Annotated in this window: 12 protein-coding genes; all 12 read right to left on the bottom strand. The window is 36.5% G+C overall.

Annotated elements, in window-relative coordinates; translation table 11 throughout:
* Positions 1 to 163: 163 nt before the first annotated feature.
* The 12 genes from cydC to RTL21_RS07745 all read right to left on the bottom strand — a co-directional run bounded on the left by cydC (position 164) and on the right by RTL21_RS07745 (position 12,764).
* Entirely contained in the window at positions 164 to 1,882 is a 1,719-nt protein-coding gene (gene cydC / locus RTL21_RS07690; protein WP_312094951.1) for a thiol reductant ABC exporter subunit CydC, read from the bottom strand.
* Positions 1,879 to 3,612 (bottom strand): thiol reductant ABC exporter subunit CydD, encoded by a 1,734-nt coding sequence (gene cydD, locus RTL21_RS07695; RefSeq protein ID WP_312094953.1) that lies wholly within the window; start codon positions 3,610 to 3,612, stop codon positions 1,879 to 1,881. The genes cydC and cydD overlap by 4 nt, the downstream gene beginning before the upstream one ends.
* A 39-nt stretch (positions 3,613 to 3,651) precedes the next feature.
* Entirely contained in the window at positions 3,652 to 4,665 is a 1,014-nt protein-coding gene (locus RTL21_RS07700; RefSeq protein ID WP_312094955.1) for a cytochrome d ubiquinol oxidase subunit II, read from the bottom strand.
* A complete protein-coding gene (locus RTL21_RS07705; protein WP_312094957.1) occupies positions 4,662 to 6,014 on the bottom strand; it encodes a cytochrome ubiquinol oxidase subunit I in 1,353 nt (450 codons plus the stop codon). Before RTL21_RS07705 ends, RTL21_RS07700 begins: the two co-directional genes overlap by 4 nt.
* Positions 6,015 to 6,550: 536 nt before the next feature.
* A complete protein-coding gene (locus tag RTL21_RS07710) occupies positions 6,551 to 6,754 on the bottom strand; it encodes a hypothetical protein (protein ID WP_312094959.1) in 204 nt (67 codons plus the stop codon).
* Between the two features lie 12 nt (positions 6,755 to 6,766).
* Positions 6,767 to 7,885 carry an alpha/beta hydrolase gene (locus RTL21_RS07715; RefSeq protein WP_312094961.1) on the bottom strand — a complete coding sequence of 373 codons (1,119 nt, stop codon included), beginning with the start codon at positions 7,883 to 7,885 and terminating at the stop codon, positions 6,767 to 6,769.
* A 396-nt stretch (positions 7,886 to 8,281) separates the two neighbouring features.
* Positions 8,282 to 9,427, bottom strand: a complete 1,146-nt coding sequence (locus RTL21_RS07720) for an MFS transporter (protein WP_312094963.1) — start codon at positions 9,425 to 9,427, stop codon at positions 8,282 to 8,284.
* Positions 9,428 to 9,670: 243 nt separating this feature from the next.
* A complete protein-coding gene (locus RTL21_RS07725; protein WP_312095150.1) occupies positions 9,671 to 9,937 on the bottom strand; it encodes an NAD(P)H-dependent oxidoreductase in 267 nt (88 codons plus the stop codon).
* Positions 9,938 to 10,048: 111 nt separating this feature from the next.
* Positions 10,049 to 10,840, bottom strand: a complete 792-nt coding sequence (locus RTL21_RS07730; RefSeq protein ID WP_312094965.1) for a flavodoxin family protein — start codon at positions 10,838 to 10,840, stop codon at positions 10,049 to 10,051.
* A gap of 32 nt (positions 10,841 to 10,872) precedes the next feature.
* Positions 10,873 to 11,037, bottom strand: coding sequence for a Rossmann-fold NAD(P)-binding domain-containing protein (locus tag RTL21_RS07735; RefSeq protein ID WP_312094966.1), 165 nt, complete (start codon positions 11,035 to 11,037; stop codon positions 10,873 to 10,875).
* A 494-nt stretch (positions 11,038 to 11,531) separates the two neighbouring features.
* Complete coding sequence (locus RTL21_RS07740) at positions 11,532 to 11,984, bottom strand: hypothetical protein (protein WP_312094968.1); 453 nt, start codon at positions 11,982 to 11,984, stop codon at positions 11,532 to 11,534.
* Between the two features lie 336 nt (positions 11,985 to 12,320).
* On the bottom strand, positions 12,321 to 12,764 hold the full coding sequence (locus RTL21_RS07745) for a cell wall hydrolase (RefSeq protein ID WP_312095152.1): 444 nt from the start codon (positions 12,762 to 12,764) through the stop codon (positions 12,321 to 12,323).
* Positions 12,765 to 12,873: the final 109 nt, after the last annotated feature.

The following is a 12,873-nucleotide window of genomic DNA, read 5'->3' on the forward strand; positions in this document are numbered from 1 at the left end:
ATTGTTCGTCTTTACAGATTGGCTATTTAGTTTTGTCACAACCTCATCTTTTTTCATATATAGCCTGTATTCTATCCCTTTTTTAATACTGATTGAAATATCTCAAGTTAGATTTAACCAGATAATATATACCAACAAAGGAAATCTTGAATCCGCTTTATTCTTAAAGCAAGCTTTCTTCTAAAACCTTCATTTTATAAAAATATGCTTGTTTATTCATTAAATCCTTATAAGAACCCCACTCGATAATTTCACCATGGTCCATTACAATAATTTGATCCATATGCTCTAATCCATGTAAGCGGTGGCTAACTAAAATGAGTGTATCCTGTTCCGTGCGCGCCAAAATTTCCTGATAAATCATTTGTTCTGTCTGTGCATCAAGCGATGAGGTTGGCTCATCTAATACCCATAAATGCCCTTTTTTCAAAAATGCTCTGGCAATGGCCAAACGTTGTTTTTCTCCGCCTGAAAGATTTTCTCCCTTTTCTAACACGCGATGATCTAGTGAAAAATGTTCTAACTTTACCCTTTTTAATGCAGCTTCCATTTGAGCATCAGTAAGCTGTGATTCAGCTAATTGAAGATTTTCACGAATCGTGCCGTAAAAGTAATAATTTTCCTGCAAGACAACTTTCGTTTGCTCCCAAATCGCCTCGCTAGATACAGTCGCTGTGTCAAAATCTCCCCAATAAATCTCTCCAGCATCCGCTTGCTGTAGCTTTAAGAGAAGCTGAAGCAAAGTGGATTTTCCGGAGCCACTAGCCCCAACAATCGCCGTCTTTGATCCAGCTGGTATCATAAATGATACGTTTGGAATCGTTCTCCGCCAATCTCCCCTGTAAGTGAATTGAATATCTTTAAACGCTAATGATGGTGCGAGGCTAGGTAATTCATTAATAAGAGGCTCCCTCTTCTCTTCTATGATACTCGGGTCTTCTACTACCTCATATAAACGTGTTGATGCATCTCTGCTTTCTTGCATATAAATAGGAAAAACCGCCATCGGTGCAGCAGGCTCGAAGACAGTGAGAGAAATCATAACAAGCATCGCCAAGAATATCCCTTCTAACGTCCCATTTGCAACCAAATAAGCTCCAGCTCCTAAGACGAGCCAACTTGTCATAAAAGTCATAAAACCATTAAAAGATTGACTAGATACTTTATTTACATTTTCTCCTTTTTGTTGGTTGATATAGGATTCAGAGTGAATTAGCAGCTGTACTTGTTTAGCTGGTAATTGATGAAATAGCTTTAATTCACGAAATCCATACAGCACCTCTGTAATCTGTGTGGATAAATCACCACGCTCCTGCCTAACTCTCCCTTTAATCTTAACTTGTTTGAAGGAAAATAGTGCTGGAATAATAATCGTCGTTAAGAAAAAACCAAGTAAAAGAATCAAAGCAATTACAATGGAATAAAAGCTCGTAAATAAGATAGTACTAACAAAAACAAGTAAGAGAACAAGTGGTGGATAAAACACCCTTAAAAAGAAATTTTGCAGACTTTCTACGTCCCCCACAACACGGGCTAGTAAATCCCCACTTCTATATTTATGATAAATTTGCGGAATAAGCGGTGTTAATTTTTCAAAGAAAGCTACTCGTAAATTACTTAAAATCGTAAATGTTGCTCGGTGAGAATAAAGTCGCTCTCCATATTTCGCTCCAGCCTTAACAAGACCGAGTAACTTAACTGTCGAAGTCAATATTATTAATGTATAAAAAGGAGGAATTAATGCAGACTTAGATATGAGATAACCGCTCGCAGCAAATAAACCTACGCTGCTAATTCCAGCAATAAACCCGCAAATGACAGCAATGCTAATATCTTTTTTCTCTATAAACATCATTTTCATTATTTTCTGCAATGAACTCATTTATGTCCCCTCCCTTTTTGAATCATTACTAATTCTCTATAAGCAGGTAGCCTTTCTACCAATGATTCATGTGTACCAACAGCTTGTAACTTGCCATTTTCTAAGTAAAGAATTTGATCCGCATTTTTAATCGTATGCAAGCGATGTGCTACAATAATAACAGTTGCTGTCTCGTTTAATTTTTCAATCGATTGCTGCAATATGTTTTCAGTAGCTAAATCAAGCCCTCTTGTTGGCTCATCCAACAATACGATATTAGGCTTTTTAAGAAAAGCCCGTGCAATGGATATCCTTTGCTTTTCTCCACTAGAAAGCCCTCTTCCAGCTTCGCCAATTCTGGTATCAAAGCCATTTTCTAATGATTTAATCAATGGGACGATTCCTGCTAATTGGGCCGCCTCCCTGATTGCTTCCTCTCCAACTTCTTTCCTTGTTCCCATCGCAATATTTTCCCTTATCGTTCCAGAAAAAATATAGGGATTTTGCGATATATAAGAGATCTGCCGCAGCCAAGAGGATTCTGTGTATTGAATGAGTTCTTCTTGATTGATGTAAAGTGAACCCTTTTTAGGAGTAAGCATCCCTGCTATCACATGTAGTAAAGTTGTCTTTCCTGCTCCACTAGCACCGACAATGGCAATTTTTTGTTTAGGTAAAAAGGTTGCTGTCACAGATTGCAATCGAAAATTAGTATTTGTGTATGTAAAGCTCACTTGGTCAAGCTGAATGGTTGGTGGAACTTTCAACTCTGGTAAGGTTTGTTTCCCCCATAAAGTAGGTTCATCCTCTTCGTCAAACACTTCTAATACTTTTTTAGCTGCACCCATGCTACTTCTACCATTATGAAACGTGACCCCCAGCTCTTTTAATGACGCATAAAATTCAGGAACCAATATTAAAATCAGAAATCCAGTAAAAAAAGAGATACTTTTATATATAATTAATTGAATAGCAAGTTCTAAAGCTACAATGCCAATGCTTAGCATCGATATAAGTTCAAGCGCAAAAGATTGTGTAAAGGCAATTTTCAATATTTCAAGCGTAGTATCGCGAAAGCTTAAACTACTTTTTTCTAATTCTTCTTTTTGCCGATTTGTTTGCATAAATAGCTTTGACGTTACTAACCCCTGTAAAGCTTCTAAAAATTTTCCAGAAAATGAAGCTAATTTCTCCAACTTTTCCTCCGATTTTTTTTGTGTTTTGATCCCAATCACGATCATATAGATAGGAATAAATGGAGCAGAAACCGTTAGAATAATACCTGAATTCATATGCTGTGTGAAAATTACGATGAGCATTAAAATCGGCACAAAGGTACTCTGCATAACCTGAGGGATAAACTGACTATAAAAACTATCCATTTCATCCACACCATCAAGTAGCATACTTACCTTTTTCCCCGTCTGACCTTTTTCAGCTAATAATATAGAATTGGAAAAATACTTATTTAACAAATTCTTACGAGTTTCATACTTTACATCGCTCGCTATTGAAACACCAATCCGTTTACTAATATAATCCGTACAAGATCTTACAAATAGAATGAAGAGTAAAGTTATCAGCCATGGTATAATTGCTGAAAACGTTTGGTTTTTCAGAAAAACACCATCGACAATGCTTGTCATTGCATAGGCCTGTGCAACAATAGCAAGGCCAAGCATGAAGGTTAATCCTAATAAAAAATAAATCTTTTGCTTATGCACCCAAACCGTTTTCTTTACATTTTGCATGAACGATTCCGCCCTCTAATATCAAATTTAGCATATTCATCATTTTTTTCCTTTTGCATAATCTGCATCAAATAAAAATAGGCGCATCAATAAAATGAGGGAAGGAATCAATAATAAGAGTCCCCCTATAAAAGCAATGATAAGCGCCATTGCCATGGATGGGTTTGTAACACTGTCTTCCATATTGATATATGGGTAAAGCAAATAAGGATACTTCGCCATTCCATATCCGAAAAAGGCAAAAAGGAATTGCAGCATGATCGCAATAAAGGCAATGCCATAATTTCGACCAATATATAATAGACTAATGCCAATTAAGAAAAAGCCCATTGATAAGCCAAATATCCACCATAAATCCACCATCTTTTCGTAATTAACCCGATTTCTCTGGCTTAAAGCAATCATCGTTGTCAATGCCATAATAATGGTTGGCGTTGCCCAGAATAATGCCCATTTTCGCACTAACTGAAGTGCTGCCATATCTTTTGCTCTGGATGCATAATAGGTGATAAAGCTTGCACTAATAAATAAAACAGAAACGATGGCTAACGCAACAATACTCCATGCTAAAGGACTAGTAAATAACTCTACATACTTTAAAGAAACATGACCATTTTGTTCCGAAATGAAGCCACCTTCTGAAAGCGTTAAAGCTACCGACAACGAGGCAGGAATGAATAACCCTGTGGCTCCATATAGAAACATATAAACATTGTTTTGTTTGGAGCCATAATTTTCAAAAGCGTAAAAGGAACCTCGAATTGCTAACAATATAATCGCAAAGCTTGCAGGCACAAGTAACGCTGAACCATAATAATAGGCCGAAGACGGAAAAAAGCCGACGATTCCCACAAAAAAGAAAACTAAAAAAACATTCGTTACTTCCCAAACAGGTGATAAATAGCGCGAAATAATCTGATTAATGATGTGGTCCTGCTTCGTAAGCTTGGCATAATAAGCAAAAAATCCTGCTCCAAAATCAATCGATGCAACAATTAGATAACCGTACAAAAACAACCATAGTACCGTAATCCCTATGACTTCATAACTCATTTTTCCATCCCCTCTTTCCATTCAGGGTAATGCTTCTCTAACTCAAGTTCTGCTGGATTATCTTTAAATAATTTTCGTAACGTTATCGTAAATAATGTACCTAATACGATATACAGTGCTAGAAATAGGAAAAACATATGCAAAATATATGGCGAAGAAGTCGCTGCCTCATCAACAGTCATGTAGCCTCTTACTATCCAAGGCTGTCTTCCTAATTCTGCAAAAGCCCAGCCAAGTTCAACAGCTAACATAGCAAGCGGACCACTTATGGCAAGTAGCCAAAGCATTAATTTACTGTGCACATTCCAGCGTTTCAACCGCATTAACACAATATATAAGAAGGAAATACCTAATAAGAAGAACCCAATGGATACCATAGAATCAAATAAATAGTGTATGACTAATGGTGGTCTTTCCTCTTCTGGTGTTGCTTCCAAACCAGTTACCTCGCTCATAAAATTTCCGTGTGCTAAAAAGCTTAAAAATCCAGGTGCACGAATCGCTCCAACAACTTCATTTTCTTCATTCAGCCATCCAAAAAGAAGAAGATCAGCATTCTCCTCTGATTCAAACAGCCATTCTGCAGCAGCTAACTTTTCCGTCTGATGTTTTGCTAAATATTTTGCCGATACATCACCGGCTAATGCAGTTATTGCCGAGAATATAAACATAGCAATAACCGTCATCTTTAATGCTTTTTTATGATATTCCCGAGCTCCTTTGTTCCTTAATAGAGCAGTTGCAGCAATCGTTGCTAAAATAGCTGCTACTGTTAAATAAGAACCACCTAATACATGAAAAATTCTCGATGGGGAAGATGGATTCAGCATTGCTTCTAATGGACTAACCGCCACAAATTCTCCATTCACCATCGTAAATCCATTGGGCGAGTTCATGAATGAGTTTACTGTCGTGATAAAAACTGCGGACATTCCCGCACCAATAACAACCGGTAATGTTAATAGCCAGTGTGTGTATCTACTTTTGAAACGATCCCAAGTATATAAATAAATACCCAAGAAAATCGCTTCAAAGAAAAACGCAAAAACTTCCATAAATAATGGCAATGCAATAACGTTCCCAGCTAGCTGCATAAAGTTTGGCCATACTAAAGATAGCTGCAGGGCAATAGCTGTTCCAGTTACTACCCCAATTGCAACTGTTATCACAAAGCCTCTTGACCATCTTTTCGCTAACAATTCATAATGCTTATCTTGTTTTCTAATACCGACTAATTCAGCTATTGAAATAAACAAAGGTACCCCTACCCCGAGTGTGGCAAAGATGATGTGAAAAAGCAGGGTCATTGCTGTGATCAACCTACAAATCGTGACCGTATCAAAATCCATGTTGTCTCTCCTATTTCATTTTTAGTTTAGTGAATTATTGAGCATAATAAAGTCATATAATAATCAATATAGGATTGCTGTACTTTTATGATTTTATCCTCATTTTACTAATGATTCTCTTTTAGAGTACCCACATTATTTTGTACTTATGTATGGATAGGGCTAGGTAGGGAGAGATAACAAAAAAACGTCTAATCCCATATTTATCAAGGGTTTAGACGTTAACCATTAGAAATCATTCAAGCGTTAATGATTATTGAGAGAATATTCGTTCTATTCTTAAAAACAAGTTTATCCTGAGTAATTTAAGGAATGTCTTATTTTTGTAGACATTCCTATTTTCCCTAGGAGTAATAATTAATCCTTCTATTTAACTAATGCACCCTATATATTAGTATCAAAATGAGGGAGTTTAAGTATATTTGTTCACAAACTTCCTTTAAAAGTTTATTTATTATAGGAATGCTACCACTATAGTGCCGGTCCAATAAACACATTGACTCTTTATCTTCATTAATCTGACCGGTATCAGGTAACTATGTACCTAGTCGATAACTGAAGTATGTTTTTTTCAAGCATTTTCCCCACATTTTCTTTTCATCACATCGTTTTAGCCTTACATGAGGCATGCGTCTCTTGACCGAAGTAACATCCGATGCTTTTCGGCTATCACATGCCCCAAGTAAACCAATAAGCAATAGCAACACTACCATAATTCCGAGTATTCTTTTTGCTCTCATCTCCATACCTCCTCAGTCCATCTGATTCTCCCAGAATCTGACCGCATTAACTATCCATCCTTCTGCAATCGTCCCCTCTCCAAGTCCGAACCCGTGCGGTAGCCCTTCAAATATTTCAATCTCTGCGTCTATTCCATTTGCTTTGATCCGATTAATACGACGCTCCATTGTGCGATAGCTTGCAATGCCGTCGCTAGTACCCACAAGTGCATATGTAGGTGGCTCATTTCCGTATACCTCGGAAAGTCCCGTATATTGCATGATGACCGCTCCAGGTCTCGGATACTCCTCTTCTCCAAAGACTGCTGTTCCGTATGATCCAAGCCAAGCCGCCATCCGCGCACCGGCAGAGCCTCCCCAAAGGGAATAATCCACTGTGTCGACCTCAAGTTCATCCGCATATTCATGGATAAAAGCAATCGCTCGTGCAAGATCCTCACTGGCTGTCTCGGCTCCCGGTCGGTAAATAAGTGCGAATGCATTATATCCCTTTTTCGATAATTCCAATGCATGCGGAAAGCTGTCATGCATGGCTGCTACATATACAAAGCCGCCACCGGAATTCACAATGGCAAATTCCCTTCCCGGATTCCCCCGAAAAAAGAAAAGTCCGGTATTCTCCTTGGCAGGATCAGCGGCTTTTTCTTCATCCGTGTAGATGTCATAAAAAATCTGTTCCCCCGCTTCTGCTTTGGTTTTCATATAATTTACGATTTCGACTGTCCGATCTGGATTTACATAGTTATACCAGGTCAGGATGCTGCCGACCTCATTCAGAGTCATACCCTTGTCAATCCTCTTATCAGCAGGGAAAATCAGTCTCCCGTACCCTTCAAAGGCAGGATCATCAATGACATCCCATACTTTTGTGTCCGCTGTGTAGTTCATCTCATTATTCACCTCTTCTGAATCCGGTCCTTCTTCGACAGTATCACTGCCTGTTTCTGCTCTCGATAAAGAATTCTGACCGTCTTCCGTGTTTCTACTGCATCCAGTAAGAAGTGCAATAATCATCAAAAAGATGACAAATACCATTCTGTTCTTCCGAGATTGCATAATACCTCCTCCTTTAATGTTCTCCGAATAGCCATCCCATAATCGTTTCATCATGCGCAATCGGGTCTCTTGCATGTAAAGATGGAGTCGTTTTCCTCCTTCACTGGTCATACCATGAAGATAGACCTTTTCTGGGGTCCATGTTGTAGTGTCTAGGAAATATTCAGTCAAAGCAATGGCCTGATTCGAAGAGGTTTATCCAGTCATTCAGCTGAGTGAGAGTACGTTTATTTTATCCTTATAATTTGGAAATTCCTTCCCAAATCCCTCAGAATTTCCTGGCTGATCTAAAACGAGTGGACCTATTTACTGATGCTTTCTATTCCAACAATCTTCTTTCGTCCTACTTGTTGGCTTACTCGCTTTAAATTCTGCAGCCCTTTCAGTTTTGCATAGATAAATATTTTAAAATAGATATTTCAACATACATATCGTTTAACTTTCCGGAAAAAATTTCATACAACACTACAACTACGCTTTAGATGGCTGCTTTATAAAGAGTACTCCTATAATAGCAGCTATACACGTTGATAATAATGCCACCCAAATAATCGAATGGATATCCGCTAAATTTACTACAATGCCACCTAGACCTGATCCTAGTGCAAATCCAATTTGTACAAAAGAACTATTCAGGCTCAACATAATAGATGCTGCTTGTGGAGCTAGAGAAATAAGATTATAGTTTTGAGTTGGACCGAACATCATGAAGACAACCGACCAAAATACGAGCATAATTACAATAAATATCGTCGAATTCATTAAAAGAAACAAACCGAATAAGGCAATTAATTGTAAAATTAAACTAGATAAAAGTGTATTGTCTTTTCCAAAATGATCAGCTGTGAACCCTCCTAGTTTAGAGCCAGCCAGACTGGCAATGCCGATAGCGAATAAAATGGCACTGATATATTTTTCATCTGTAATAGATCCTAAGAATGGAGCGATATAAGAGTTAAGAACAGAGTATCCAAGAAAAGTGAAGAGCGTAATACTAAGCGCAATGACAATACGACTATCCTTTAAAAGTGACAATTGTTTTCTCAAAGGGATTATCCCCTCACCTTTCATAGAAGGTATAAATTTAAAAATAACGATGGTAGCAACGATTGCTAATAAACCGATAATCCAAAAAATAATCTGCCAATTATAAGCAGAAGCAATTACTCTGCCAATAGGAACCCCTAATACAAGGGAAGCATTATAACCCATAGCTATGTTTGCCATTGCTCCTATTTTTTTTCCGGGTTTTGCCAGCCTCGAAGATAAATTATAAGCTGTGACAACAAAAACGCCTGTCCCCATTCCCATGATAACCCTTGCTATGATGAGTAGACCAAAACTATTGTAAAGGACCGTCAACAATAAACTTAACAAAATAATAGTTAATGCAAGCAGTAATTGTTTCCGTTGATTTGATTTTGCTGTAGCAGCAATTAATATTGGTGTCCCTATAGCATTACCCAAAGCAAATACGGTAATTAATTGTCCTGCGCTTGCAACAGAGATACCTACTGAAACTGCAATTTGATCTAAAATACCAGATATAACAAATTGTGAGGTCCCTACTAAGAAGCTGGTGATTGCAAGGATATATATTTTCCATGTGTTAGTCATAAATGTTCATCTCCTCACGCTTAACAGTTTTGCTAATATAATTTCTTCTTACAAGTAAAAAAAGAGAAAAGACAACTTTCTTTCTAAAATCTTATTGAGCTTTTTTGCGTCTTCTTTATTGTGAAGTAAACTTTTATACTTCATATCAAAACGCCGACACAAATGCTGGATGACATGTTCAATAAAAGGTATCGCATCTTCTCTCAGCAGTTCCTTGCATGATTAAATAGACCTCTTTTCCTTCTATATTTCGTCTATCACATCCGTAAATCGATTGATAAATGTTTTTAAATAGCCAGTCATACTTAACCAATATACTGGAGTTCCGATAAGGGTTACATCCGATTCTTTAAATAGAGAAAACACCTCTTTTAAATAAGCAGTTCTCTTTTCTTTTTCCTGATTTATTTGCTTAATATTATAATCCGCTAAATGAAGCTGATTAGATTCAATTCCCTTAAATACAGTTTTTCCCCAGTCAGAGGTAACACCATTTTGTTTATATTGCAGTTAGTAAACAAATAATTCATTCTCGGCCTCCTTTCAATTGGTATGGCTAGAAAAAACACCTCCTTATCAAGAAAGGTGTTTTAAACAGCTATTATAGAATTTATCCAACCTTTATTCCGCTTCCAATACTCCTAATCGTTTCAACCAAGCTTCCACATCATCTTGCGAATTCATTGCGTCTTCGTCTTCAACGGTATAATTCTCAAGAATCGTACTATTTGGGCTCAATTCCGAAATTCTATCAACAGAACTTCCATACCCATATCCTGCATTCGTTGAAAAAGCGGCAATCGATTTTCCGCTAAGTTCCTCTTTATTATCTTCTAAAAAACGGGCAATCGGATTTGCTATGGTCATACTCCAAATTGGATGTCCCAAGAAAACCATATCATATTGACCTAAATCTGGAATTTGCGTAGCTAGAGCAGGAAAATTACCGGATTCCCGCTCCTTATCTGCACGGTCAACCGTTTCCTCATAATCGGATGGATAAGGATTTTCCACTTGTAATTCGAGTACATCTGCACCTGTAAATGATTCAATTTGCTGGGCTACATTTTCTGTATTTCCGCCTCGTGAAAAGTAAATAATAATAGATGATGCATCTTCTGTAAGAATACGAACAGGTTCTTCATCTGCATTTGTATCTGCACCGTCTGAGATTGCTCCACGGCCATAATTGTTATCATTATCTGTTGGCTCACTGAAATCCACAGTATCCTCGGATTCACTACTATCATCAACCGAGTTGTCAGAATCTACCGTAGCATCGTCTGAGTCAGCAGAATTGGCAGAATCCTCACCTGCACTTGGATTGTTATTTTCTTTTTCATTAGTACCGGTACAAGCCGCTAAAATGACTAAAAGTAATACGGACAAAGCAATAGCATATTTTTTTAACATCCTTCTTTCCACACTTTCTTTTTTATAATTTATTAGTAAAATGATGATTTTTCCCAATCTGTTCCTAGCTCACTCACTCCAATACTTTTTCCGATAAACTGATTGCTGGTATCATCTAAAATATCGATAATCAATTGGGTTATAGCTTCTCGGGTAACCTGCGCCCCGATGAAGTTTCCTCCTTTTTGCGTCAGCATATAGTTTTCATTACCTTCTTCATTATGCTACAAATGAGAAAGCAACCGGTATCCCATTTTCCTCAAATGATTGCCTAATACTTTCATAGGCACCAATATTACGTTACATAACAGATAGATATGCAATTATTTTTGCACTATCTAAGAAAAAAGAACAAGTCACATATAATCATATGACTGAACAAATTGTACTTAAACAAAACTTCCCTCTTTAGCTCTACATAAGCAAGTACCTTATATTATAAATAACAATAGGCGTTAATCCGTCTTAGCCTGAATTATATAATAAAAAAACGTCTAATCCCATATGTACCTTGGTTTTGGACGTTTTATTAGAAATTACTGAAGCGTTATTATGTGTTCTACAAACATTTACTTTTTTCTAAAGATAAGTTTATCCTGGATAAATAAGGAATGTCTCAATTTCTGATAAAATTTCTATTTTCCCCTTATCAACAACATTTATCTATCTTTTTTGCTTAAAAATACATTTTCTAGCTTTTTAGTATCACAGTATCTTGCCACTTTTGATACATATACATTATAAGAGACATGAAAGTCATCATTAGAAGAGACTCAAAACCATTCATTTCTTGACGATCAAATATGTGAAGTTTTACATAGAATGGTGTCACTACATAACTTTGAAGGATATCAAATAGCAAATTTACAATGAAATATAACCAGAATCTCTCATAAGTAAAATAAAAAATTAATAAAGTTCCTACTGCAAATATTCCATAAACAGATGGAGATATATTAGTTAGAAAAGGCAAATTCTTAGATACAGTAAACCAATTTAATCTTTGCGCTATCTGATATAATAGAGAGTTTAATACGATCGATAACAATAAAACGGGAAAAAATCTTTTTACCCTTTGTTTATCAAAAAATAATAGTAGAAGCCAAGGTAAAAGCAATAAAGACCACCACACCAAATAACTCATTAATATCATCTCCTATAGATAGGTACTTTAGATTATTATTATGTATTTAAATATTTAGATAAATTCTATATCAAGAAAAATTTTTACCATTTATGCAACCGTTTCAGTGTTGTAATTACTCTCCCTCGATAAATAATTTATATGCTAATAACAAACAAGGAGTCTGTAACCATTGAGATAAGTATCACAGGTTACAGACTCCTACTATATCTTTTTTATATTATTTCAGCTAAAATCTGTTTATATTTTTAGGTGTTAAATTTTATTAGTTTATCAAATGAACCTATTGCAGCTGCTACTCCCATATCTACTGCACAGATTTAAAAAGGAGTAAGCTTAACCTCCGACATAAACAGTTTCACATGTTCCAGCTTGTGGTTCATAAAAACAATGATCCTTATATTGACCTGCAAAAGGTTGACCATACCAAGTTGGAGGGCAGGGGGCATATGGATTGAAATACCAGAGAGCATATTTTCCTGGGTGCTCTCGCCAATAATCTAAATTTTGTTTTGCTAATTTTTTTTCAGCAGCTCTTGCTCTTTGATAAAAGACATTCCCTTTCTGGACAGCTTCAAACGAATAATTTCCTCCTTGCACTTGAAAAATAACTTGTGAAATGGTTCTTAAATCTTTAAAATCAGTACAATCCGCTTTAAGACGATTAACAATTACATTTCCAACATATAACATTCCTTGTGGTCCTTCTCCTTCTGCTTCCGCCCTCATCATCCTTGCCATTAGGTCGACATCTGAACTTTTGTAACTTACTCTTGGCATTTTTGTCACCCCTAAAATAAAATCGGAAAAAATTTTTGGATAAAATAAGAATGCTTCGTTTGTCCATAAAAGAAAACTAAAAGCATTCTTTTTTATAGTTTTATTCAAC

This window comes from Niallia sp. (assembly GCF_031978665.1).
GTDB lineage: Bacteria > Bacillota > Bacilli > Bacillales > Cytobacillaceae > Niallia.